This is a genomic window from Stomatobaculum longum, from assembly GCA_000242235.1.
Lineage (GTDB): Bacteria > Bacillota > Clostridia > Lachnospirales > Lachnospiraceae > Moryella > Moryella longum.
The window spans coordinates 183,966-209,139 of record JH590863.1 but is presented as its reverse complement, the minus strand read 5'-3'; the positions used below and the strand labels follow the sequence as shown (position 1 = coordinate 209,139).

21 protein-coding genes are annotated in these 25,174 nt (G+C 57.3%); 7 read left to right on the top strand and 14 right to left on the bottom strand.

Annotation, left to right across the window (positions count from 1 at the left end; translation table 11 throughout):
- Positions 1-220: 220 nt before the first annotated feature.
- Genes HMPREF9623_RS06705 through HMPREF9623_RS06690 form a run of 4 tightly spaced genes read right to left on the bottom strand, consistent with a single transcriptional unit; the run spans position 221 to position 4,234 of the window.
- Positions 221-715, bottom strand: a complete 495-nt coding sequence (locus tag HMPREF9623_RS06705; RefSeq protein ID WP_009533138.1) for a deoxycytidylate deaminase — start codon at positions 713-715, stop codon at positions 221-223.
- Positions 712-1,779 (bottom strand): L-threonylcarbamoyladenylate synthase, encoded by a 1,068-nt coding sequence (locus HMPREF9623_RS06700; RefSeq protein WP_009533137.1) that lies wholly within the window; start codon positions 1,777-1,779, stop codon positions 712-714. Before HMPREF9623_RS06700 ends, HMPREF9623_RS06705 begins: the two co-directional genes overlap by 4 nt.
- 2 nt (positions 1,780-1,781) lie before the next feature.
- Entirely contained in the window at positions 1,782-2,516 is a 735-nt protein-coding gene (locus HMPREF9623_RS06695; protein WP_009533136.1) for an ECF transporter S component, read from the bottom strand.
- Positions 2,516-4,234 carry a glycosyl hydrolase family 18 protein gene (locus HMPREF9623_RS06690; protein ID WP_009533135.1) on the bottom strand — a complete coding sequence of 573 codons (1,719 nt, stop codon included), beginning with the start codon at positions 4,232-4,234 and terminating at the stop codon, positions 2,516-2,518. The genes HMPREF9623_RS06695 and HMPREF9623_RS06690 overlap by 1 nt, the downstream gene beginning before the upstream one ends.
- Positions 4,235-4,763: 529 nt before the next feature.
- On the opposite strand from HMPREF9623_RS06690, the gene HMPREF9623_RS06685 reads away from it, so the two are divergent.
- Positions 4,764-5,531, top strand: coding sequence for an adaptor protein MecA (locus HMPREF9623_RS06685; RefSeq protein WP_009533134.1), 768 nt, complete (start codon positions 4,764-4,766; stop codon positions 5,529-5,531).
- Between the two features lie 169 nt (positions 5,532-5,700).
- Entirely contained in the window at positions 5,701-5,874 is a 174-nt protein-coding gene (locus tag HMPREF9623_RS06680; protein ID WP_009533133.1) for a DUF362 domain-containing protein, read from the top strand.
- Between the two features lie 149 nt (positions 5,875-6,023).
- On the opposite strand, the gene dnaB is transcribed toward HMPREF9623_RS06680, so the two are convergent.
- Genes dnaB through HMPREF9623_RS06665 form a run of 3 tightly spaced genes read right to left on the bottom strand, consistent with a single transcriptional unit; the run spans position 6,024 to position 9,813 of the window.
- Entirely contained in the window at positions 6,024-7,367 is a 1,344-nt protein-coding gene (gene dnaB / locus HMPREF9623_RS06675) for a replicative DNA helicase (protein WP_009533132.1), read from the bottom strand.
- Positions 7,364-7,813, bottom strand: coding sequence for a 50S ribosomal protein L9 (rplI, locus tag HMPREF9623_RS06670; RefSeq protein ID WP_009533131.1), 450 nt, complete (start codon positions 7,811-7,813; stop codon positions 7,364-7,366). Before rplI ends, dnaB begins: the two co-directional genes overlap by 4 nt.
- Positions 7,810-9,813, bottom strand: a complete 2,004-nt coding sequence (locus HMPREF9623_RS06665; RefSeq protein WP_009533130.1) for a DHH family phosphoesterase — start codon at positions 9,811-9,813, stop codon at positions 7,810-7,812. Before HMPREF9623_RS06665 ends, rplI begins: the two co-directional genes overlap by 4 nt.
- A 116-nt stretch (positions 9,814-9,929) precedes the next feature.
- On the opposite strand from HMPREF9623_RS06665, the gene ybaK reads away from it, so the two are divergent.
- Positions 9,930-10,409, top strand: coding sequence for a Cys-tRNA(Pro) deacylase (gene ybaK / locus HMPREF9623_RS06660; RefSeq protein WP_009533129.1), 480 nt, complete (start codon positions 9,930-9,932; stop codon positions 10,407-10,409).
- 24 nt (positions 10,410-10,433) lie between these two features.
- Positions 10,434-12,998 carry a transglycosylase domain-containing protein gene (locus HMPREF9623_RS06655; RefSeq protein ID WP_009533128.1) on the top strand — a complete coding sequence of 855 codons (2,565 nt, stop codon included), beginning with the start codon at positions 10,434-10,436 and terminating at the stop codon, positions 12,996-12,998.
- A gap of 102 nt (positions 12,999-13,100) precedes the next feature.
- On the opposite strand, the gene malQ is transcribed toward HMPREF9623_RS06655, so the two are convergent.
- Positions 13,101-14,768, bottom strand: a complete 1,668-nt coding sequence (gene malQ, locus HMPREF9623_RS06650; RefSeq protein WP_009533127.1) for a 4-alpha-glucanotransferase — start codon at positions 14,766-14,768, stop codon at positions 13,101-13,103.
- The gene (glgB, locus tag HMPREF9623_RS06645; protein ID WP_009533126.1) at positions 14,765-17,134 is read right to left on the bottom strand and encodes a 1,4-alpha-glucan branching enzyme; all 2,370 of its coding nucleotides are present in this window, start codon (positions 17,132-17,134) and stop codon (positions 14,765-14,767) included. The genes malQ and glgB overlap by 4 nt, the downstream gene beginning before the upstream one ends.
- A gap of 191 nt (positions 17,135-17,325) precedes the next feature.
- On the opposite strand from glgB, the gene lepB (HMPREF9623_RS06640) reads away from it, so the two are divergent.
- Positions 17,326-17,877: a signal peptidase I gene (gene lepB, locus HMPREF9623_RS06640; RefSeq protein WP_009533125.1), complete on the top strand. Its 552-nt coding sequence runs from the start codon at positions 17,326-17,328 to the stop codon at positions 17,875-17,877.
- A 69-nt stretch (positions 17,878-17,946) separates the two neighbouring features.
- Complete coding sequence (lepB, locus tag HMPREF9623_RS06635) at positions 17,947-18,498, top strand: signal peptidase I (RefSeq protein ID WP_009533124.1); 552 nt, start codon at positions 17,947-17,949, stop codon at positions 18,496-18,498.
- A 445-nt stretch (positions 18,499-18,943) separates the two neighbouring features.
- On the opposite strand, the gene HMPREF9623_RS06630 is transcribed toward lepB (HMPREF9623_RS06635), so the two are convergent.
- The 5 genes from HMPREF9623_RS06630 to HMPREF9623_RS06610 form a co-directional block, all read right to left on the bottom strand.
- The gene (locus HMPREF9623_RS06630) at positions 18,944-19,450 is read right to left on the bottom strand and encodes a hypothetical protein (protein WP_009533123.1); all 507 of its coding nucleotides are present in this window, start codon (positions 19,448-19,450) and stop codon (positions 18,944-18,946) included.
- A gap of 302 nt (positions 19,451-19,752) precedes the next feature.
- Complete coding sequence (locus HMPREF9623_RS06625) at positions 19,753-20,748, bottom strand: O-acetyl-ADP-ribose deacetylase (protein ID WP_009533122.1); 996 nt, start codon at positions 20,746-20,748, stop codon at positions 19,753-19,755.
- Between the two features lie 21 nt (positions 20,749-20,769).
- Positions 20,770-22,044 (bottom strand): ATP-binding protein, encoded by a 1,275-nt coding sequence (locus HMPREF9623_RS06620; protein ID WP_009533121.1) that lies wholly within the window; start codon positions 22,042-22,044, stop codon positions 20,770-20,772.
- Positions 22,045-22,295: 251 nt separating this feature from the next.
- Positions 22,296-23,393, bottom strand: coding sequence for a chorismate synthase (gene aroC / locus HMPREF9623_RS06615; RefSeq protein WP_009533120.1), 1,098 nt, complete (start codon positions 23,391-23,393; stop codon positions 22,296-22,298).
- Complete coding sequence (locus HMPREF9623_RS06610; protein ID WP_009533119.1) at positions 23,394-24,461, bottom strand: lactonase family protein; 1,068 nt, start codon at positions 24,459-24,461, stop codon at positions 23,394-23,396.
- Positions 24,462-24,632: 171 nt separating this feature from the next.
- Here HMPREF9623_RS06610 and HMPREF9623_RS06605 point away from each other — a divergent pair, with 171 nt between their 5' ends.
- Positions 24,633-25,166, top strand: coding sequence for a helix-turn-helix domain-containing protein (locus tag HMPREF9623_RS06605; protein ID WP_009533118.1), 534 nt, complete (start codon positions 24,633-24,635; stop codon positions 25,164-25,166).
- Positions 25,167-25,174 lie beyond the last annotated feature (8 nt).

The following is a 25,174-nucleotide window of genomic DNA, read 5'->3' as shown; positions in this document are numbered from 1 at the left end:
GGCTGCGACAAGTTCCGGATAGCGCTGGCTCAATGCAGGAAAGCGCTGAGGCCGGCCGCGGCCATGCCGAGCACCATCGAAGCACAGAGCACCACTGCCACAATCATTGCCACCACTCTACGACGCTTATCTTTCATCTTCTTCACCTCTGTCTCTGCGGCATTTTCCGCTGAATTTCATTTTACTATAGTCCCTCTCTTCGCCTTCGGCAAGAGAAAACTCAGACAATAATTTGAAGCTTTCGCCCTGTCTTTGTGTACTGGTAGTAGCGGACGCCCGCCGCGTTCAGCATGCGCTTGCTCGCGCGAACCGCCGCCGTGTCGCCGTACTTGTCCTCTCCGTAAATCAAAGTCCGGATACCGCTCTGGATAATCGCCTTGGCGCACTCGTTGCAGGGGAACAAGGTCACATAGAGCTTGCTACCCTCGAGCGAACCCCCACGGTAATTCAGAATCGCATTCAGCTCGCTGTGCGTCGCATAGAAGTATTTTGCCTGATAGGGGTCATCCTGCTCGTGCTCCTTCCCCCAGGGAAACTCATCGTCCGAGCAGCCTCTCGGAAAGCCGTTATAGCCCATCGAGAGAATCTTGTTGTCATCGCTCACAATGCAGGCGCCGACCTGCGTGTTCGGATCCTTCGAGCGGAGCGCCGAGAGATAGGCGACACCCATGAAATATTCGTCCCAGCTGATATAGTCTTCGCGCTTTCCGCTCATTTTTCCTCCTCTGCGTGCAGATAGTGATGCCCCGCTGCCTTGTTCATGCGATTCATAACGGCAAGGCCGACCCCGCTCTCCGGAAACGCCTCGGCGTAAATCACATCGACCGCGCGGGCATCCATCTCGCGGAGCGCGGCAAAGAGATTGTGGGCAATCTCCGCCGGTTTTGCGCGTTCCCCGAGGCAGAGGATCGCATCGGCACGGTAGGCATCTAAGTTTTCCGCACTCGCGAGTATACCGACCTTTTTGCCGTCCGCCTTCGCTACGGCAGCGCAGGCATTGATTTTCCGAATCGCCGCCGCCTGTGTCCCGTCGACCAGGAACATCTCGGCGCGCGGCGCGTAGTGCCGGTACTTCATGCCGGGCGCCTTGGGATGCATATCCGGCGTGAGCGGCTTTGTGAGCACCGGGTCAAACTCTATTTTCCCGAGCACGCCTTCCAGCATTTCCGGCGTAATCGCGCCCGGGCGGAGCAGTGCGGGCACACGGCCGGTCAGATCCACGATGGTCGACTCAAGCCCCACGGCGACCGCGCCGCCGTCCAGTATCATGTCGATTTTGCCGCCGAGATCCTCCGCGACATGGCGCGCCGAAGTCGGGCTCGGGCGCCCCGAGGTATTCGCAGAAGGCGCCGCGATCGGCACTCCCGCCGCCTGAATCAGAGCTCTCGCATTCGGGTCAAGCGGCAGCCGGATTGCGACCGTGTCGAGCCCGCCGCTGGTTTCGCGCGGCACAGCCTCGCTCTTTGGCAAAATCATGGTGAGAGGGCCCGGCCAGAAGGCCGCCGCGAGCTTTTCGGCACTCTCGGGGATGTCCCGCACCAGCGGCTCCATCTCTTCGACGCGGGCAATGTGGACAATCAGCGGATTGTCGCTCGGCCGCCCCTTTGCCGCGTAAATTTTTTCCGCCGCCGCAGCGCTCAGTGCGTTGCCGCCGAGGCCGTAGACGGTCTCGGTCGGAAATGCGACCAGACCGCCGTCGCGAAGTATCTCTCCGGCGCGCGCCAAGGCTTCCTCCCGCTCTGCCCTGCTTCCGGTCAGCAGACCGTAGATTGTCTCCATGCTCAGCGCCGTCCTTCCTGCTCTTTCAGCACATGGCTCAGGCGCTTGTAGAGAAGAATCGTAAGCAACATGTCCACGCTGCCCTTGACAAGATTCAGCGGTGCGACCGCGTAGAGCGCCATGGTCTCAACGCTCACAATGCGCGGGTTCACCTTGGTTCCCATCTGCACAATGGTCTCGAGCGGCATGCCGTAGAGCGCCGCGAATTTCGGGAGCAGGTAAACCGCATTGAGGAGCGAACCGAAAATGGTCATGCAGATCACGCCGAGCGCGCAGGCGATGAAGGCCTGGCGCTTGGTCTTCTTCTCGTAGTAGAAAATACCGGCCGGGAGCACGAGCGCGCAGCCCACCGCAAAGTTTGCGAGCTCGCCGACAAAGGCGGTCGAGGTGGACTTAAACACGAGTTTCAATAAGATTTTCACAAACTCCGCCATCACACCCGCAACCGGGCCGTAGGCAAAGCTCAGAATTAAAATCGGGAGCTCCGAGAGATCGATCTTATAAAAGGGCGGTGCGAACGGCACCGGCACCTCGAACAGCATGAGCACAGCCGCAGCCGCCGAGAAGAGGCCTATCATGGCCATCTTCCGGGTGCTCAGAATGCGCTCCTTCTGCCCTCTCCGCCGCTGAATTCGCTTCTCGATGATATAAGCGACAAAGAAGCAGAGAAAGACAATCAGCAGGAACTCGCCGACAAAGATAAGATTTTCTGCAATTTTCTGAACTAAATTTCCCATTACCGATTGATTATCCCCCATACATCCGTTGTCTCAAGGCCGAGCCGCCACACGGCAATGCCGGCGGGATCCTTGGCCCGTATCACTTCCATGCGCGCCTGCATCGACTTGGCATCCTCCATCCAGATGGACTGAATGCTTCCGTTTGCCGAGCGCTGGCCGTAGTTCTGCCCGAGCGTCTCGTCGTAGGTCAGGCTGACCTGGTTCTTGTTGACCCAGTCCTGCGCCGCCTTCATGCCGAGCGCCTCGCTCGATACCTTGCCGTTCTTGTCCTCCGTCCAGAGCCGCGTGTAGAACGGCACAGCCTGAATCAGTTTTTCCTTCGGAATCTCTTCGAGGCAGGCGTCGAGGCCCGTCGTCACGAAGTCGAGCGAAGCCGTGCTGCCCGGTGCGTCGCCACCGGTGTGCTCGTCATAGCCCATGTTGATAATGTAGTCACAGAAGACCGCGAGTTCTTTTCTGTCGTAGTAGGCATTGAACTTCGCGGGATTCGGAACATCCACCGTGAGGTAGAGCTGCTTGGCATGGCAGGCGACCGAGAGCTCACGGATAAATTCGAGATACTGGTCAATCGCCTCCTGTTTGATGAGCTCAAGATCCACATTGATGCCGTCAAAGCCGTAGAGATCGGCGTCGGCCATCAGCGAGTCAATCAGCCTTTTCCGCACGGATGTCTTTTTCAGGAGTTCTCCCGTCGTGACACTCTTGTCAAAGTTATCGAGCAGCGCAAAGACCTTGAGGCCTTTCTCGTGCGCCGCTTCCACGTAGGCGCGGTCGGCATAGCTCTGATAGTCACCCTCGTTGCCGCGAAGCGAGAACCAGGTCGGGACGATCACATTCATGCCGCTCGCATTGCCGGCAAGCGTCGAAAGTCCCTGGTTTGCCGCCTGGTTGGAGACAAGGTGGAAACCGAGCAACACTTTGCCGCCGATGGAAAGGGTTCCGTAGTCCTGTGCGGCAAACGAATTCTGATAGGGCACCGTCTCCGCCGCCTGCAGACTTCTCTGCTGCACATACCCGGTGAAACCGCTGTCAGTCTTGACGCGCACCCAGCGCGCGGTATCCGTCTTTGCATCGGCATGGTCCGGAATCACGCGGAGCGCCTCCGCTTTTGCCGCGACCGTGACAATGCTGCCGCGCACACTCGGCCGGCTCCGGAGTACGGTTTTATGCTTTGTCGCCCGCACTTCGTCGCTCTCCGGTGCGGTCTCGACAAAAAGCCGCTTGACCTCACCGTCCGTATAGGCCTCGGTGCGGACATTCGTGAATTCGCGGAACAGCGGCAGCGAGAGGTAAAGCGCCTGGTCTTTGACAAAAAAGAGCGGCTTGCCCTCTGTGTCCACCTCTTCCGCCGTAAATGTGCGGACGCCGCCGGGTGCCGCGTAGACCAGGCACTTCTCGTCCTTGTCCCAGTAGAAGCGCCGGTTCATCTCGCGCTTCACAAGTGTCAGCGGCAGATAGACACTGCCGTTCTCAAGAACCGCCTTGTCGCTCTGCAATTCATAGTTATAGAGCACGGCGACTTCATCCCCCTGCACGCCGAACAGGCTGTTCTCGCTGATGCGGGTGCGGCTCGGGCCGAACTGCCGATACCAGAGCCCGAGAATCACTGCGACGAGCGCGAACAACAGCACCAAGGGCAGCAAAGATTTCCTGCCGTTTCGCTTCCGGCTCCGCCTCGCGCTCTGCAGCTCTTTTGTTTCATTCCTTTCTTCCAAGATAATCCTCCTCTGAAGTGCGGTTACATCCCATTAATATTAGGAAGAGAGCCCTAAATAATTTCCGGAACAGTATATCATAAAACGGCGAACTCTGTGTGAAGACAAGCAAAAAAGCGACAGTGCGCTCCGTGACAAGCGCACTGCCGCCTGTGCTCCAAACTTGCAGGCCCGGCAGCACATACAGTTGACAAACATTTTCCGTGACATCATGGCGGAATCGCGAATTCCGCGGGTTGCCGCCCTCTGCTGCGCGAGATGGATGGCGTAGTTCACGCATACAAAAAAGCGCCGGACAGCTCCGGATTTTTGAGTATTTTTAGGGAATACACCGCACGGATGCGTGCGATGCGGCGACGGAGTGTCACCGTTTTCAGAAAGGAATCTTTTGTCTTGGGGACAAGATCTAAAACCGCTGCCTCCTGTTCTCCATCCGCTTAAAGTATACCAATAAAAGCCGCAATCTTCAATTGCCAAACGCGGCATTCCGTTGTATTATGCTTTAACAAAACAGAAAGAGGTGAAGTCCATGAAATTAGAGCGCGTCAGCGAGTATCAGATCAGCTGCACGCTGTCCGGTTTTGATTTGATTGAGCGCGACATCGAGCTCAATGAACTCGCATATGGCAGCAAAAAAGCAAGACGCCTTCTTCGGGAGATGATGCAGCAGGCATCCTCTGAATTGGGCTTTGAAGTCGATAATATGCCGCTGCGCGTGGAGTCCATACCGCTCTCCGACGACAGCATTCGGGTACTGATTACCAAAGTAGACGATCCCGAGGAACTGGATGCGCGCTTTTCGCGCTTTGTCCCCTCGACGGACACCGAGGAGGATGAGGATGACCAGATGGGATTCTCCGATTTCCTGCAGGACACAGACGAGCGGGAATCGTCCTTTGATGACGACGAGATGGATGAACTCCTGCGAAAATGTGCCTCCCTTGCGAATGAATTCACATCCGTCAAGCTCGACGAAAAAATTCCGGAACCTTCCGAGTATCTGGTGCGCGGCTTCCGCTTCCCGAATCTGGACGCTGTCATCACAGCCGCTCACGCTCTGCAAGATCTGTCGACCGAGCTCGTTGCGGAATCGCTCTACCGGAATCCGGAAAACGGTCGGTACACCCTGGTTCTCCGCTTCAAACGGCAGTTTTCGCTACACATTGCCCTACTCTGCAACAGCCTCGGCGAGTACAGCGAGCCCCTGCTGCTGAGCCCGGCGCGCGCCGCCTTCTACGACGAGCACTATGAACGCATTCTCTCAAAGGATGTGCTCACTTCGCTCGCAAAGCTCTGATAGCAAGCCTTAAGTTTTGTTAGTTAATTATAACAAATTGTCCAAGATGTACCTCTAAAAGTGCAGATTTGCTAAATCCTCTGCTTGTAATTACGACTTCTTTCGTTTACAATGTGGGAAACAGCAAAGATGCTGTCCTAGTTTAGAGGAATCAAGGAGGATTTTGATTATGGCACGCAGAATTTCCGATGCTTGCGTCAGCTGTGGCAGCTGCGCTGGTGAATGTCCGGTTGGTGTGATCTCCCAGGGAGACACGCAGTATGTGATCGACGAGTCCGGTTGCATCGATTGCGGCGCTTGCGAGGCAGTATGCCCGGTCGGCGCAATTTCTGAGGCAAACTGAGAAGAATCACAATAAAAAGCTCTGAGCGTAAGCTCAGAGCTTTTTTGCGTTATGGGACAAAAGAGCTTGAAACAGTCTGTTTAGAAGAAAACGTCATGAAGCATGCAATCTGTCTTTCTTCTTTTTTGTTCGCTTAGCCGCTTTTTATGTCAGCGCGCCATATTGACAAAGCGCGTGGTATCCGGCTTCCAGACCAGACTGACGGTGCCGATCGGGCCGTTACGCTGTTTTGCGATGATGACCTCGGCCTCGTTCGGGTGCTCGGTATCCTTGTTGTAGTAGTCGTCGCGGTACAGGAACATCACGACATCCGCGTCCTGCTCGATGGCGCCGGACTCACGGAGATCCGAGAGCATCGGGCGGTGGTCCGGCCGCTGCTCCACTGCGCGGGAGAGCTGGGAGAGCGCAATCACCGGCGCCTGCAGTTCACGCGCCAGTGCCTTTAAATTTCTGGAGATGTCGGAAATCTCCTGCTGGCGGTTTTCGCCGGACTTGCCGCTGCCGCTCATGAGCTGCAGGTAGTCGATAATCACGAGGTCCACCCCGTGCTCTAATTTCTGCTTCCGGCATTTGCTTCGCAGTTCGCCGATGCCGATGCCCGCCGTGTCATCAATCACCAGATTTTTGCTCTCGGAGATATGTGCGGCCGCCTCGATGATGTTGCTGAAATCGCCGCTCGAGAGATCGCCGTTTCGCATCTTCTGCGCGTCGACACTCGACTCCATCGAGAGGATGCGGTTCACCAGCTGCTCCTTGCTCATCTCAAGCGAGAAAATCATGCAGGAACGGCCGTTCCGTACGGCTGCGTGCTCGACAATGTTCAGCACAAAGGCCGTCTTTCCCATCGAAGGGCGCGCCGCAATCAGCACGAGATCCGAGGGCTGGAGACCGCTCAGCTTCCGGTCGAGGTCTATAAAGCCGGTCGGAATGCCGGTCACCTCCGCGCCGTTCTGATAGGCCTCCTGGATTCTCTCCAGCACCCGCAGGGTGATCTCCGAAATCGGGGTGAATTCCGCCGCGCTCCGCTGCTGCAGTATGCGGAACATCTTCTCCTCGGTCTCCTGCAACAAGGTCTCGAGCTCCTGACTGTCGGCATAACAGCTGTTCGCAATCTCCTCACTCGCCTGAATCAGCTTCCGCTTGACTGCCTTTGCGCGGACAATCTTCGCATACTCCCGGATGTTCGCGGCGGTCGCCTCACTCTGCGCAATCTCGCGCAAAAAATCCAGTCCCTGCATTTCCGGCGGCACATCTTTTGTCTTTAGCTTTTCCTGCACCGTCAGAATATCGACCGGCTTGCCCTCGTTGAAGAGCTCTGCCATGCACGAAAAAACAATGCCGTACTGCTTGGAATAAAAATCCGCCGCACTGCAGTGTTCCAGCGCGACGGCAAGACTGTTCTGATCCACAAAAACCGCACCGAGGATGGAGCGCTCTCCCTCCTCGCTGTGCGGCATGATGCGCTTTAGCACATTTTGGCTGTCGTCCGTCATTTTGCTTCCGTCACATTGACCTTGAGCGTCGCCTGCACATCGCGGTGCAACTTGACTACGGTCTCATAGCTGCCGAAGTTCTTGATCGGCTCCGCGAGAGCAATCTTCTTCTTGTCGAGTTCCAGGCCGAGCTGTTCCTTCACGGCTTCCGCGAGTTCCTTGGTCGAGACGGAACCGTAGGTCTTGCCGTTCTCGCCGCCCTTGATGTGCACGGTCACGCTGCCGGCCTCAATCTTGGCTGCGAGTGCCTTCGCCTCGGCGAGCTGCTCCGCCGCAATCTTCGCCTCATTCGCCTGCTTTAACTTCAGGGTGTTCAGATTCTCGGCCGTCGCCGCCGCGCCGAGCTTTTTCGGCAACAGAAAGTTGCGCGCATAGCCCTCCGAGACTTCCACGAGCGTGCCGGCCTTGCCGAGCGACTTCACATCCTGTAATAACACAATTTTCATGAGATTTCTCCTTTCAAAAGCATCTCGTCGATGACCTGTTTTACCTGCTCCATGGCCTCTTCCTGCGTGAGCCCCGAGAGCTGCGCGCCGGCAATGGTGCGGTGACCGCCGCCGCCGAGCTTTTCCATCATGACCTGAACATTGACTTCGTCAATGGCGCGCGCCGAGAGATACACTTTCTCGCGGAAGGTCGTCGCGACGACACTTGCCTTCACGCCGATCACATCGAGCAGGTCGTTTGCCGCCTGCGCGCCGACCACGGTCGGGTTGTCAAGCCCCGTCGCATCACAGTAGCTCAGCGCAAAGTTCTCGCGGTAGATCTCCGCATTGTGAATTGCCTCGCTCTTTGCGCGGTAGTCGTCGAGCTTCTCGCGGAACAATTTCCGGACGCGCGTCACATCGGCGCCGTTTCGCCGGAGGAAAGCTGCGGCCTCAAAGGTTCGGACGCCGGTCTGGTTCTGGAAATTATGGGTGTCAATCACAATGCCGGCGTACATCGCATCGGCCTCGACCGCCCGAATCTTCACATCGTCCGAGATGTACTGCACGACCTCCGCGACCATCTCACAGGCACTCGACGCATAGGTCTCGACATACGAGAGCTGGGCGTTCCGGATGGAATCCTGACTCTGGCGGTGGTGGTCCAGCACCACAATGGTCTTTGCGACATCCAGAAGCCTCGGGCCCTCGACCATGGACGGCCGATTGGTATCCACGACAACCAGTACAGAGTCCTCGTCGAGCAGCTGCAGTGCCTTCTCCTCGGGGATGAACATGTCCTCCGGATAGTCTCCGTTATAGAAGCGTTCGAGCATGGGGCGTATCGCGCCGTTGACCGCCGAAGAGACAATGTGCGCCTCCTTGCCCATGGTCGTCGCAATGCGCCAGATGCCGACTGCCGCGCCGAGCGAGTCGATGTCCATGAGCTTATGCCCCATGATTAAGAGTCTGTCCTTATTTTCGATCAACTCGCGGAACGCATGCGCCTTGACGCGCGCCTTGACGCGCGTGGTCTTTTCCTTGGAATTCGACTTGCCGCCGAAGTAGCGAATGTTCTCGCCGTCCTTGACCACCGCCTGGTCGCCGCCGCGCCCCAGCGCCATATCAATCGCCTGGCGCGCAAAGTCGTAGCACTGCGCGTAACTGCTGCCGCCGTCGCCGATGCCGATCGAGAGCGTGATGCGCATCTCATTGCCGATGTTCACGGTCTTGACCTGCTCCAGAATGTCAAACTGGCTGTCTAAGAGTTCCTGCAGATAGCGGCGCTCGATCACAAAGAAGTACTTGTCCTTCTCGAGCTTCTTCATGATGGCCTGCATCCCGTCGAAGTAGCGGACAATCTTCCGGTCAACCATCGCGGTGAGCAGCGGGCGCCGCACTTCGTCGACGCTCTCCATCGCCTCCTCGTAGTTGTCGAGGTACAGGAGACCCGCCGTGAGGCGGCGGCTCTCTTCCTCTTCCCGGAGTGTGAGTAGGGCTGTCTCGTCATAAAAATAGACGGCAAAGACCGACTCCGTATCGATCTGCTCCCGCACAAGCCGCACGCGAAGCCGCAGTGTACCGAGACTCAGATGGTAATCCGCGCTCTCGGCAATTTTTGCGAGTTCCTCCCGCGTGAGCTCCGGAAATAAATCCTCCAGTCGCTGCGAGGTCTTGTGTTCCGCCGCAAGGAGTTCCGTCAACGCCGCATTCCGGTAGGAAAAGGTGCCCGTCCTGTCCAGCAGGCCGTAACAGATATCCAGCCGGTCCGCAAGCCGCGCCTGCATGCTGTCCGTCGCCGCCGAAAAGCCGATCATCGCCTGGTTGATTTCCGCACCGGAAACCGCATAGAACCGAAGGCAGATACTGCCGGAAATCAGTGCGAGCAAAAAGACCAGCAGGCCGGTCTCCCAATTCGAAACACAAATCAATACCGCCATCAAGATCGAAAGTACGGCGGGAAATATGGGCCATCGCAGATAGGTACGCAGCTTTTCCTGCGCTTTTCTTTCTTCTTTCATTGATCCTCCTATCATTACGGTCGGGTTATACAAGATTATAGCATAGGAACGCAAGCGCGGCATACCGGCATTTTGCCGTTCTATACAAGGCAGGGGGGCTGTGTTATAGTAACCATATGTCAAAAAATAATGAAAAAACCAATGTGTGCCGCCTTCTGGACGGCAAGAAGCTCTCGTATGTCGAACACAGCTATCCACCGGAAGAGGCCGTCAGCGCAGAGGAGGTCGCAGCTTATCTCGGTCAGAATCCGGCGCAGGTCTTCAAGACCCTGGTCACCGTCGGCAAATCCGGACAGCACTATGTCTTCGTGATCCCGGGCCCCGCTTCTCTCTCTTTAAAGAGTGCGGCCAAGGCAGTCGGCGAAAAATCGATTGCCATGCTACCGCAGCGGGATCTTTTGCCGCTCACGGGCTACGTGCACGGCGGCTGCTCGCCGATCGGCATGAAAAAGTTCTTCCCGACCGTGGTCGATGCGAGTGCGGAGACATTCGACAGCATTATCATCTCCGCCGGGAAACGCGGCTATCAGGTGGAACTGAGCCCTGCGGTACTTGGCAAACTGATACGCTTTTCGTATGCAGCCCTCACCGAGTGAGGCTTCTAGAGAGGTAAACAACACATGGCACAACAGGCAAGTAAGCGAAAAAAGAAGAAGGCACATATTGTCGTCCGCATCCTGAAGATCCTGCTTCTCGTCTTCATGCTCTGTATTCTGGCGGCGGTCGCTTTTTTCTTCATCAAAGTGTTTCCGGATTTACAGTCCATCCAGCAGCACGCCTATGAGACCTATCAGCACATGTCCGAGGACGATTTCCGCCTCGTGACGGACACTGAGATCTTTGACAAGGATGATCAGCAAATCGGCGTGATCAGTTCCGGTCATCACTATGTCTATGTCGGCTCCGATGACATCAGCCCCTGGCTGAAAAAGGCCTATATTGCGCAGGAGGACCGGCGCTTTTATTCGCACCACGGCGTGGACTGGCTCGCCATTGCCCGCGCGGGGCTCTCCTATGTCAAGCACCGCCGCGTAACCCAGGGCGGCTCCACGATTACCCAGCAGGTCATCAAAAATACCTATCTCACGCAAGAGCGCTCTCTCAAGCGAAAATTTACCGAGATACTCTTAGCGCCCAAGCTCGAGAAGCGCTTTGGCAAAGACAAGATACTCGAGTTCTACTGCAACGGCAGCTTCTACGCGCACGGCTGCTACGGCGTAGAAGCCGCGAGCCGCTACTATTTCGATAAGAGCGCCAAGGATCTGGAACCCTGGGAGGCAGCCGTGCTGGTCGGCATCAGCAACCGTCCGGCGACCTATGAACCGGTCAACCATCCCAAGAATTCGCTTCGCAAGCGAAATGAAGTATTGAACAGTCTCTACAGACAAGGCGATATCACCGCCGAACAACTTGCGGAATACAAAGAAAAGCCGCTCGAAATTGCGCCGCAGACCAAGAAAGCCACGGCGACAGAGAACTACCAGACAAGCTATGCTGTCTACTGCACAGCGCTGCAGCTCATGAAGAACGACGGTTTTAAGTTTAAGTACACCTTCAAGAACAAAGAGGAGTATGACAAATACCAGGCCGAGTACAAAGAACTCTACGCCGATAAGAGCGAAAAAATTCGAGCCGGCGGCTATAAGATTTATACGACCATAGACTCGGATATCCAGGCAAAACTCCAGAAGCGCCTCGACGAGACACTCGACGACCGCTCGAACGAGAAGCAGGAAAACGGCAAGTATGCGCTCCAGGGCGCAGGCGTGGTCATTGACAACGACAGCAACGCCGTCGTCGCGATTGTGGGCGGCCGCGGCACGGACGACGCTTATAACCGCGGTTTCCTCGCGAGACGCCAGCCGGGCTCCACAATTAAGCCCTTGATTGACTACGCGCCCGCCTTCGAGACCGGCTACTTCTATCCGTCTTATGTGATTGACGATCACGAGTTTGACGGCGGCCCTAAAAACTCCGGCAACAAGTACTACGGCTCCGTGACACTCCGCGAGGCGCTGAACCGCTCACTGAACACCGTGGCCTGGCAGCTCCTCCAGAAAATCGGCGTGAAGACCGGCCTCTCCTATCTCGGGAAGATGGAGTTCTCCTCTCTCTCCTGGCAGGACAGCACGGCGGCGGCCGTCTCAATCGGCGGCTTTACCTACGGCACGCGCGTCGTCGACATGGCAAAGGGCTTTTCGACCTTCGCGAACATGGGTGTCTACGACGACAAGACCTGCCTCCGCTCCGTGGTCTACGACCGCACCGAGCAGCAGGTGCTCCCGGTCAGCTCGCGGCGCACCCAGGTCTATACCGAGGGCACTGCCTACATGATCACCGACATTTTGAAAGGCACCATGGACAAGTCCTACGGCACCGGCCGCGGTCTTGACATTGACGGCCAGCAGGCCGCCGGTAAGACCGGAACGGCAAACGACTCGAAGGACACCTGGTTCTGCGGCTACACCCGTTATTACACGGCCGCCGTCTGGGTCGGCTATGACCAGCCGCGCCCCATGCCCGGTATCTACGGTGCCACCGTCGCGGGACGCATCTGGAAAGGCATCATGACCGACATCCACAAGGATTTACCGGAGAAAGACTGGGAACAGCCGGAATCCGTGGTCAGCGCCTACTTTAAGAGTTCGACCGGTGAACAGGTAGACTATAACACCGGCGAAAAAGACCTTTTCAACCTGAATGTAGACAGCGCGGCGCGAAGCGAGTACGAGAAAACCTACGGCACTACCGAGGTCGATCCCGACGCGAACCGCGACGTAGGCGGCGATCAAAACGATGATGCCATCGTCGAGACCAGCGCTTCCGAAGAGAATGTTTCGCTCGAAGAGACGCTCGAGAGCATCGAGACTTCCGCCCATGTCACCGCGGGAACCGGCGTCACGGGTGTGAACGGCGGCCCCGGTGTGACGCCGCAGCGAAGCCACGAGTCTCGCCGGGACAGCGAAGAGACCGTCGCGAGCCCGCGGGAAACCACCGTCCGCGAGACCGCGGAGCGGAGAACCCGCGCGGAGACCACAGCGCCGGAGACGCAGGTCCCGACGCCCACGGTGAACGGCCCCGGCGGTCAGCTGCACACGGCTCCTGTCGAGACCAAAGGCCCCGGCGCCGGAATGGACAGTCCCGGCAGCGAAGGCCAGGTCATCCCGCGCCCGGGTGTGCACTGACGCCCCGGACCTTCGAAAGAAAACAAAGCAAAAATCCCCGGTTTGCCGTTTCGGCAAACCGGGGATTTTTGTTGCTCTCTTCCTTGCAGCGTCCGTTCCGTTTCAATGCAGTCCGGCTGTCTCTTCGGACACCGTCGCCGCGCTCACGGCATCGGGCTCCGTGCGCTCCTCTGCCTTTGTCGCTGCCTCTGCCTCGGCGAGCGCGGCCTCCAGTTCCGGCGGCACGGGAACCGGCTTCGGCTCTCTGCCGTAGATTTCCGCGAGCATACGGCAGTGCCAGATCAGGTGCTCCGTAAAGCTGTGCCGCGGCATGCGCCACTGCCAGTTTCCGCCCGCTGCGCTCGGCACATTGATGCGCGCCTCCTTACCGCAGCCGAGGTAGTCCCACATTGGGATAATCACGGTGTCGGCGACACTCGCCAGCACGGTGCGAATGCAGTCCCAGTAGAGGTCCTGTTCCGGCGTGTGCTCCGAGCCCTGGTAGTGCAGCATGAAAAGTCTGATACCCTCGTTCTGGTTGCGAATCCACTCCATGAGTGGTGCGTTGTCGTGTGTGCCCGTGTAGGCGACACAGTGCCGCTCATAGTGGTGCGGCAGGTAGAGATTCTGATTGTCGGAGTCATAGGCAAACTCCAGCACTTTCATCGGCGGGAAGCCGCTCTCCTTTACCATGCGAATCACGCTCTCCGTCATAAAGCCCAGATCCTCCGCGATGATCGGCAGCGGCTTGCCGAGTTCCTTGGCGAGCGCCTTGAAGAGCTCGACACCGGGCCCCTGCTTCCAGCTGCCCATCTTCGCGGGTTCTCCCGCCGGAATCGCAAAGTACTCGTCAAAGCCGCGGAAGTGATCCATGCGGAGGCAGTCGTAAATCGAGAGGCTGTAGCGGAGCCGCTTTGACCACCAGGCATAGCCGGTTCTCTCGTGATAGTCCCAGTCATAGAGCGGATTGCCCCAGAGCTGTCCGTCCGGCGAGAAGTAATCCGGCGGGCAGCCTGCCACCGCCTCAGGCTTCCCCTCCGCGTCGAGCTGAAAGAGCTCGGGATGCGCCCAGGCATCCGCCGAATCCGGCGCGACATAAATCGGCAAGTCGCCGATGATCGTGATGCCGTGCGCGGTCGCATAGTCTTTCAGGCGCTTCCACTGCTCGTGGAACAGTACCTGCGTCCAGGTATAGAAATCAATCTCGGCCTCGTGCGTCTTCCGAAAGTCGTGCAGTGCCGCGCTGTCCCGCTTCCGGAGCGGCTCTGACCAGCCGAGATAGCTCTTTCCGCCCTCCGCATCTTTGATGGCGCGATACAGGCAGTACTCCCGGGTCTCGGGGTGCAGGGCAACGACGGCGGCCTCGTAGCTCGCCTTGTCCTTGGTTTTTCGGACAGCCTCCGTCTCCGATGCCGCCGCACCGTTGAGACTTTCCCGGAAGCGCTTGTGTGCGCGCCGGAGCAGCATTTCGCGCGACTCGTAAATATGACCGTAGTCAATTCGGCCCGCATCGCCCGGGTTCCGCTCGCCAGCAAGTTCCTCCTCGGTGAGCAGCCCGAGCGCCTTCAATTCCTCGAGGTCGATGAAATACGGATTGCCCGCAAAACTCGAGAACGACTGGTACGGCGAGTCGCCGTAGCCGGTCGGTCCGAGCGGCAAAATCTGCCAGTAACTCTGCCCCGCTTCCTTCAGGCAGTCAATCCAGTGGTAGGCCTCGATTGAAAAAGAGCCGATTCCGAAATCACCCGGAAGACTGAATACCGGAAGCAAAATACCTGCAGCACGTTTCATTTCTTTTTCTCCATTCCCATTGCGCGGTCAATCCGTTTCTTCGCTGCGCCCGCGACCCCCGCAGCTTTTCCGGCAACCCCCGCAGCCTTTTTGCCCGCTGCATCCTTTGCCTTGCCCGCGACATCTGCGGCCTTTTCGAGAAGACTCTCTGTCTTCTGCTTTGCCGACTTTTCCTCCGCCTGTTCGGCGCGCGGCGCTTTCTTCTCCGCCTCCCGCTTCTTGCAGGCAAAGAAGAGCGCACTGTAGGCGGGCAGGCGAATGCCGATGCCGATTTCCTTGTCGTCTACCTCCATCGCGCGGGCGGGCAGCGCGCGCGGATTCAGCGTGCCGCTGCCGCCGAAACGCTCGTCGTCGGTCGAGAAAATCTCTTTATAGCTCCCCGCATAGGGCACTCCCAGATTAAAGCGCGGATAACTCGTGCCGGAGAAGTTCACGGCGACCAGAATATCCTCCTCCGCGGCGTGCCGCAGGAAGACGACCACATTTTCCTCGTAGGAGTGGCAGTTTAAGAAGGTGAAGCCCTCCGTGTCACTGTCGCCCTCGTAGAGTGCCGGGTGCTCGAGATAGAACGCATTCAGCCCCGCTGCGCAGTCTTTGAGCTTCCGGTGCGAGGGGAAGTCAAGCAGCGAGAAATTCAAGTGTCCGTCCGCCTGCAGCGGTTCAAGCATGCCGAATTCCTGCCCCGCGAAGAGCAGCTTCTTGCCGGGATGCGCCGTCACAAAGCCGAAGAAGGCGCGGAGCAGCGCAATCCGCTCCTCAAAGGGCAGATAACCGAGGCGTCCGAGCAAGGTGGGCTGCTGTTCCGAGAGGAAGGTGTGCGAGAGCGGCAGAATGTACTGCTCCGAGTACTGGTAGAGCTGGGCGTACGAGAGTTCGCCGTAGCGCTCGCTCTTGCCTGCCTCGTCCGCGCCGAGATAGGCAAGCATGCCCTCCGTAAAGCCCCGGTTACAGCGGAAATCAAAGCCGAGGCCGTCGTCCTTGACCGCCGCCGTGGTGCGCGGCCACTCGGCGCTGCCGTCGGCAATCAGCAGAAAGCCCGGCAGTTTCCTATGCACCGTCAGGCTCAGGCGACGCAGGAAGGACGCGCCGTCCAGATTTTCGCCGCCGCCGTAGCAGTTCCGGTTCTCGTTTGCCTGAAACCAGAGAGCCGACGCCATGTCGATGACCCGAACGCCGTCGAGGTGGAATTCGTTTGCGAGGAAGCTCACATTCGAGAGCAGGAAAGACTGCACCTCTGCCCTGCCGAAGCGGAACACCGCCGTGTCGCCGCTGCCGTTTTCCTCGTAGAGCGGGGTTCCGTCAAAGTAGGCGAGGCCCTCCTCGGTCCGCGGGAATCGGACTGCACTCCAGTCCATCAGAACGCCGATGTCTTCGCGGTGCAGCGCATTGACGAGCGCGCGGAAGCCGTCGGCCGTCCCGAGCTTCGTGTCAAGCGCAAAGTAAGCGCCGGTCAGATAGCCGAGCGAAGCCGCATCGCGCGTCTCGAGTAACGGCATCAGGAGCACATGCGTGTAATGCATCTCCTTTAAATACACCGGCAAGGTCTCCGCGAGTTTCCGATAGTCGGCATCCGCCGCGAAGCTCGCGAGATTCAGCTCATAGAGGTTGATGGGCCGCTCCCCGGCAAATTTTCCGTAGCGCTGCGCCCGCTCTGTGAGGTAGGCCTGATCCTCCCAGACAAAGTCCGGCTCCGCTGCGGCAATCATCGAAGCGCCGCCGCCCGCAGGCTCAACCGCACGCGCATAGGGATCCGCCCGGAACAAAATCTCCCGCGCATAGGTTTTAATCTCGTATTTATAGATAACACCCGGCTGCACACCCGGTACAAAGAGCGCAAAAATACCGCTGTCTCCCATGCGCCGCAGCTCATGGACTCTGCCGTCCCAGTTGTTGAAGTCGCCGACCACCGAGACGCGCATCGCATTCGGCGCAAAGACCGCAAAGCGGATGCCCGAAACACCGCCCATCTTCTTCTCGTGCGCGCCGAGGAAGGTATGCGCCGCTGTGCTCTCGCCTGCCTTAAACTTGCGGAGCTCCACTTCCGGCAATTCCGGTATAAAGCGGTACGGATCCTCTGCGACCGTCTCGCTGCCGTCTGCCTCCGGGAGAATGAACTGATAGCGCAGACTTTCCTTCTCCCCCGGAATCAGACAGGCAAAAAAGCCGCTCTCATCGGCCAATTCCATCGGCATTTTGGTCTTGCCGCGCTGCAACAGGACCCTGTCCCGTCCCGGAAAAAAGGCCTGCACGAGTATGCCTTTGTCTGTCTTATGCGGTCCCAAGATGGCGTGCGGATCTGCGGACTCCGAGTAAACAATCTCTTCGACTGCCGCCCAGTCCATCACCTCGTATAGTTCTCGTTCCATGCAGCTTCCTCCTGCTTGTCTGTAATGCTCTTAGTTTATCACAGCAGCCGTCGTATTTTCCACTGTACGGCGCAAAATACGCGCGTTTTCAACGCAACATTCATGCATTTTTACGAACCGCTCTCGCTTGCCTAATGCGGGTAAGGTCGACTATACTATTACTTTGTAGAAAAATAAAAGGAGCGGGAATCATGACCAAACCGGACAAGACAAATAAGGGGAGTAGCGCCCTCCGCGAGCTGCTCAGCTGGATTCAGATTATTGTAATCGCCGCTGTTGTCGCCTTTGTGCTCAACAACTTTTTAATCGCAAACTCCCGCGTTCCCACGGGCTCCATGGAAAATACGATTATGACCGGGGACCGCGTGATCGGCTCCCGCCTCTCCTATCGCTTCGGGGAGCCGAAGCGAGGCGATGTGATCATCTTCCACTGGCCGGACGATGAAAAAATGCTCTTCGTGAAGCGCATCATCGGCATGCCGGGCGACAAAGTCACCATTCGGGACGGTCATGTCTACCTGAACGATTCCGAGACGCCGCTCGAGGAGCCCTATATCAAGGAGCCCATGGTCGTCGAGCCGGAAAAGACCTTCCAGGTGCCGGAAGGCGCATACTTCTGCATGGGGGATAACCGCAACGAGTCGATGGACGCGCGCTACTGGAAAAACAGCTACGTCTACAAAAACAAAATACTCGCGAAGGTTCTGTTCCGCTACTGGCCGGGAATCAAGGGCATTCACTGACGTGCAGCATGAAAACCGTGACAGCACCGCCCGGTGCCATCACGGTTTTTCTTTTGGAAAGGAGTTACTATGACAGATTCCGAATCGAATCGGGAAACCAAAAAGCCCCGCCCCGCATGGCTCGACTGGCTGCAGATTTTTGCCGTTGCGGCGGTTCTCGCATTTGTGCTGAACACCTTTCTCATTGCCAATGCGCGCGTGCCCACCGGCTCCATGATTACAACCATCATGCCGGGCGACCGCGTAATCGGCTCCCGCCTCTCCTATCGCTTCGAAGATCCGGCGCGCGGCGATATCATCATCTTCCACGCCCCCGATGAACCGGAGACCCTCTATGTGAAGCGCATCATCGGCCTGCCGGGCGACAAGGTCACGATTCGGGACGGCCATGTCTACTTAAACGATTCCGAGACGCCGCTCGAGGAGTCCTACATTAAAGAGCCCATGAAGCCCGCGGCGTTACAGGAATTTCAGGTGCCCGAAGGCGCCTACTTCTGCATGGGCGACAACCGGAACGGTTCGGTGGACGCGCGCTACTGGAAAAACCACTATGTCTACCGGGACAAGATTGTCGCAAAAGTCCTGTTCCGCTACTGGCCCGGCATCAAGGCACTCAAGTAAACAGGGCGAAGAAGCCGAAAAGAGACACAGTCCCCGGGGACTGTGTCTCTTTTTTTGTTTCGGTGCTTTTTCTTAACACCTGCTCGTTCGGCGCCGGTCTTATGCACTTCGTCTTGTGTCGCTCTACAGTTCAGTGCTTTTTCATTCTGCTCCGGTCTTTCACCGCCTTCTCGTTCGCCGCTATATCGTTCGGTTCTTCGTCTTTCGGTACTTTAGCGCTCGATACTTGCTCTTATGCGCTTCGTCTTGTTTTTCTTTCAAGTTCGGCGCTTTCTCGTTCTGTTCTGTCCTTCAGAGTCGTATCGTTTGGCTCCCTGCCTTTTGCTCTTCGCCTTTTGACGCTTTATCGTTTTGCGCTTTGTCTCTCAACCGTTCGGTGCTGTGCCGTACCCAAGTCGCTTGCCGAAGCTCCTCTTCCGCAGCGGCGCTGCTTTCTAAAACGCGTTTAGCGGATTCTTCCTCGGCTTATTATGTCAACTTCTTTCACTTTACTTTGACTCAGTTCCCCGCGCTTTCGGTAGTCCTCCCGGATGCGCGCGTCCCAGTCCCGGTCAAGGATCGATTTTTCTCTGAGCGTAAGTATGGCCTCTCCGACCGCTTCATAATTCAGCGCAATGCCCGCGCTGTCACAGTGGTAGCGAACCGCCCGGTCCGCGTCTATACCGAAGCGACCGGCTGTCTCCACAGCGTCCATATTCGCGCCGAGAAACAGGAACTCCCAACCGTATTTTTCCTTCTGCCGCTCTATGAGCCGCCTGAGCTCCCCATAACCGTAGCGACAACTCGCATTTTCCTGCCCGTCCGTGGTAATCACAAAGAGGGTGTGCGCCGGGCGTTCTTCCGGGCGCGTCTCGCGGTGCAGATTTCCGATGTGCCGAATCGCATCGCCGATTGCATCGAGCAGCGCGGTGCTGCCGCCGACACGGTAGTCTTGAAAGCTGAGGGGCTCCACCCGCTTGATATCTTCACGGTCGTGCAGTACCTCCGTCTCGTTGCTGAATAAGATTTAAAAACCCCATGGAGCCGCTCCGATCCAGAATAAATACGATTTCGGTTAAATTATCTTTCATTGCGCTTCCCTCCCGCAGAGTTTCATCCGACCGCTCTGCCGCACGGCAGCCGTCACACACGGCACAACACTTGTGTCATATGCTTGTGTCGCAGAGCCGAGTCACTTGTTTCACTGACAGAGAGAGCATAGCGCTTTTAAAAGCGGGAAGGGTCGCCTCGCAGGCGACATTTGCTCCGCTGTTCTCACGCCCCGATCGGATTCTCATCAAAGGCAAAGAGGGCCTCGTTGATTTCAAAGACATTGTAGTTGCCCTGCGAGACAAAGTACTCAACGATTAAGTCAAACTTGCTTGCGTGCGAGAGGGCAAAGCCCGCCTTTTCTAAGAGTTCTTCGAGTTCCGGGAGAGGAAGCTCCAGCGCGAGCGCAAAGGCAACGGCCGTGGCTTTCGAGGGCTGATAGTGCTTGTCTTTGCGTATCTTCGAGAAGAGCTTCCGGTCTATATTCGCCTTTTTATAGCACTGCGCATCCGTCATGCCCGACTCGTCGATTTTCCGTAGCAGCATTTCCGAAAAGCTCTCGCCGATTCGCCGTAAAGTCTCTTCCAGCGAAATCTCAGCGACAGCTTTTGTCTCATAGAGCGGCGCTTCCGAGCACTTTGCCTCGTACAGCCGCTCCCGGCTTAAACGCCGATCGGCAGTCTCCGTATGTGCATCCACATAGCGCTCGTCGATATAGACCGCAATCTCCGAGAAGCGTTCCGCGCCGATTTCATAAGACTCCCGGTCAAAGATGACCAGGTAGACCGTGAGCTCCGCGGTCTCGAGAAAAGCAGCAATCTCCGTGACCGCGACGCGAAGCGCCTCTGCCTTCGGGTAGCCGTAAATCCCGGCGGAAATCAGCGGGAAGGCAACAGTTTCGCACTGATATTCCGCTGCAAGTTTCAGGGATGCCCGGTAGCAGGAACGCAGTTTTTCCTCTTCCCCTCGCATTCCGCCCTGCCAGCGCGGCCCGACCGCGTGAATCACATACTTGCAGGGAAGGCGGTAGCCCGCGGTAATCTTTGCCTGCCCCGTTTCGCAGCCGTGCAGCTTTTTACAAGCCTGAAGGAGTTCGGGCCCCGCCGCGCGGTAGATGCAGCCGTCCACCCCGCCCCCGCCGAGAAGGGAACTGTTTGCGGCATTCACAATGGCATCCACCCGCATCTTCGTGATATCGTTTCTGACCAAGTGTAAGGGCATAAGCCACCTCCGATGTACGCTTTAGTTTTTCAGGCAAGTAATCGGAACAATATAAATTCCATCCTCGCGTCTATACGCAAACTCACCTGCTCCGACAACAATCATCATAAAAGACGGGGCCGGCATTTTACCGGTATCAATTTTATCCGCCAAAGTCTTTAGATTTTTGGCACCGTCTTCAATTAACTTATCTCCTCCCAGTTTTATTTCCGCTAACCCGTAGCTACCGTTTCTCAGGTGAATGACCGTATCACATTCCAAATTATCCTTGTCTCTGTAGTGCGATACTGCTCCGCCGAGTGCCTCCGCATAGACGCGCAAATCTCGCACGCAGAGGGTTTCAAACAACAGCCCCATGGTATTCAAATCATTCAACAAGTCGTTCGGTCCCACGCCGAGCGCCGCAGTGGCAATTGAGGGATCGATATAGTACCTCGTATCCGCGGTTCGAATGGTTGTCTTGGAACGCAAATTGGGATTCCAAGCAGGCATATCTTCCACAACAAAAATACGCTTCAATGCCGTAATGTAAGATGCCACAGTGTCTTCACTCAGAGAAGCCGTGTCATTCACTCGCATATCATCTCGGAGCACGGTGTTTGCGATTTGTGCGCCCTGATTTCGCGCCAGCGATCTCATGAGACGCCTGACTCTCTCCGGATCTCTGTTAACCTGATCCGCTCGGTTAATATCGGACTTTACAACCGCATCGTAATAATCTACCGCCTGCGAGAGTGCGGCCTCCTCGCGCATTCCGATTGCCTGTGGCCACCCACCCCTGCAGATTAAAAAAGCAAGTTGCAGAATGTCCGTAGAATTGCTCCCCACAATACGCTCCGGCTTCCCGAACAAATCCCCTAAGCTAACCTCCCCCGAGGATTCTCCTGACTCGTACAAACTCATGGGACGCATGGTAAGCCAAGTGAAACGTCCGGTTCCCGAATGCGTAATTTCCTCCGATTCAATCGGAACCGCCGATCCGGTAAAAATGAACTGCCCCACTTCTCCCCGGCTATCCACCTCATAACGTGCCGCGTCCCACAACTTCGGTGCAATTTGCCATTCATCAATCAGCCGCGGTGTTTCTCCCTGCAACAGACGTTCCGGTGCGATCTGTGACATCTGAATATTGGACTCTCGTTTTGAGGGCTCATCCATCCGCAAGATACTCCCGGCCACCTGCATGGCTGTTGTTGTCTTACCGCACCATTTCGGTCCTTCTATCACGACTGCGCCCTTTGCTTCTAATTTTGCCTGCAAAATTCGATCCACAATTCTTGCTTTGTATTCTCTCATGATCGTCACCCCCTTGCCCTCAGCATACCTGCTTTTTTGCACGCGCGCAATTCTTTTCGGCGAGTTGGCGGTATTCCGTTCGGCGTTTTGGCGGATTTTCATTCATCGCTTTGGCGGAATTCTGTTCGGCGTTTTGGCGGTTTTTTGTTCGGCGACTTGGCGAAAAAAAAGAGGTACCGTCCCGGTACTTCCCTTTCACACAACTTATTTTTCAGCGCTTACGCCCTTCCTTGCTTCCGTCTGCGTGTCTCTCAGGCGCGACCGGCCGCCCGCTTCAGTTTCTCGACGGTACTCACGCTGTTTCGAAGGAGCAGATCCGCGAGCACGAGATTCACCATGGACTCGACCACGACTGCCGCCCGCGGCATGATGGTCGGGTCGTGCCGCCCCTGAATCTCGATGGTGACCGGCTCGCCGTTTTTGTTTACGGTCTCCTGCGGAGAGCCGATCGAAGGCGTCGCCTTCACGGCGGCCCTAAGCAGAATGTCGCTGCCGTCTGAAATGCCGCCGAGCATACCGCCCGCGTGATTGCTCTTTTTTTCGGTGCCGCCCTGTCCCGGGCAGAAGGCATCGTTATCTTCGCTGCCGCGCCGGGTGCTCACCCCGAAGCCGTCGCCGAACTCGACGCCCTTCACCGCGCCGATACTCATGACCGCCTTTGCAAGCTCTGCGTCGAGCTTATCGAAAACGGGCTCACCGAGCCCCGGGAACATCCCGGTGACGCGGCAGCTCACCGTGCCGCCGAGCGAATCTCTGGCTTGCATCACTTCTTTCAAGTATGCCGCCGCCCGCGCCGCGGCTTCCGGATCCGGCATGCCGAGCAGGTTTTCCGCACAAATCGCTTCGTCAAAGGTCGCTGCCTCGATTGCACCGACCGCACTCACATAAGCGAAGGCGCGAATGCCGAATTCCGCGAGGAGCTTTGCCGCAATCGCGCCGCCGATCACCCGGCCTATGGTCTCCCGCCCCGAGCTTCTGCCGCCGCCCCGCGGATCCCGAAAGCCGAATTTCCGATCGAAACCGAAGTCCGCGTGCCCCGGGCGGTAGCAGTCCCAAATGGCCTGATAGTCCGCCGAGTGCTGATCTTTGTTCCACACCAGAACCGCAATCGGGGTGCCGAGGGTCTTGCCTTCAAAGACACCGGAGAGAATTTCGCAGGTATCCGCCTCCTTCCTAGGGGTCGTGAACGCAGACTGCCCGGGCTTTCTCCGGTTTAAATAGGCCTGAATCTCCTCGGCCGAGAGCGGCAGCCCCGCCGGGCAGCCGTCAATCACCGCACCGAGCGCCGTGCCGTGCGACTCCCCGAAGGTGCTCACGCGAAACAGGGTTCCGAATATGCTGCCTGCCATTTACGCATCCTCTCCGACCGGCACAATGACGCAGCAGTTCGGCTGGCTCACCGGAATTTCATTTGTATTCATGACAATCAGTTTCTTCTCGTAGTCGACCTTGAAGAACGAGAGAGTTCCGCTCTCGTGGTTCACACTCACAATATGCTGCCCGTCCGGGAACACCGCGACATCCTTCGGGTACTCGCCGCTGATCGGGAGATTGAATTCCGCCGTGAGAAGACCTGTCTCCGCATCCCGCGAGAAGAGCGTCACGCTGTTATCGCCCGCATTGCCCACGAAAATATAGTGGTCGTGCGCGGTAAAGGTCATGCAGGTCGCGGCGTTCAGAGAGCCCGGCGCATTGTCGCCCGTCGTGCAAACGGTCTGAAGCTTCGTGAACTCCGGCATCCCCCTGTCCTCGGAGACCGTGTAGCGGTACACATCAATCGCATTCGTCATATCAAAGAGCAGATAGAGGAAGCGGTTGTCCTTCGAGAAGGTAAAGAAATAGGGCGAGGAGCCGCGCGCCGTCCGGATCGCATCCACGAGCCGGATCTCCCCCGGTCTCCCCGTAAAGCGGTAGATGCTCACCTGATCAATGCCGGGATCGGCCGACATCACAAAGCGCATGTCGCGGGTCGGCTTCGAGCAGGTGATGTGCGCTCTCGAACCGCGCTCCGCAATCGAGCCGAGGCCCTTATGGTAGACCTCGTCCACAATGGGTCCGACCGCGCCGTCCGGATCCAGGCGGAGTATCGTGAGTTTTCCGTCGTGATAGCCCGAGGTATAGAGGTACTTGCCCTCCTGATCCACGCAGATATGGTGCGGCCGCATGCCGTTCACCTTTTTGCTCGAGACGCGCACCAAACCGCCGTCCGGCAGAATGCGGAACGCGACCACGCCGTAGTCCTCCACAGCATAGAGCATGCGCCGGTCACTCGATACGACGATATCGGAGGCATTGTCCACTTCCACTTCCGCGCGCTTCTTGAAGCTGCCGCGCTCCACATCCACATCGAAGATTGTGATGCCCTTTGCCTTTCCCGTATAGGAGTAGGACCCCACATACGCCACATAGTTTTTCATTGTCTCTCCTCACCGCGCAATGCGCGCAAAATCAAGGGATTTTCCGTCTGCTTTCTTCCCGCTCATTCTAGCACAAGCCCTCCGAAAATTCTATTGACACCCCTTTGAAAACCTGTATAATCGTACCGGTGAGTTTATTTTTACTAAACCAAAAGTTTAAGGAGGCTGTTCTTGGAGATCGGTGAAAAAATCAGGCGACTGCGCATCCTGAACAATCTGACGCAGGAAGAACTCGCGGACCGCGCCGAGCTCTCCAAGGGGTTCATCTCCCAACTGGAGCGCGATCTGACTTCTCCGTCCATCGTGACGCTGATGGACATTCTGCAGTGCCTCGGCACCACGCCCGCGGATTTTTTCAGCGAGAAGGCACCGGAGCAACTTGTATTCCGGAAGACGGACTACTTCGAGAAGCAGGACAGCGAGCTCAAAAACCACATCTGCTGGCTCATTCCGAACGCCCAGAAAAATATGATGGAGCCCATACTCCTGACCCTGGAGCCGGGCGGCCGCATGGCGGAGGACGCCCCGCACGCCGGCGAGGAATTCGGCTATGTGCTGAGCGGCAGCCTGGAACTGCACCTCGGCAATGAGACCCGCCGCGTCAAAAAGGGCGAGAGCTTCTACTATCGCTCCGAAAAGAATCACTATGTCAGTTCCAGGACCGGTTGCACGCTGCTCTATGTCAGCGCACCGCCGTCCTTTTGAATCGAGAG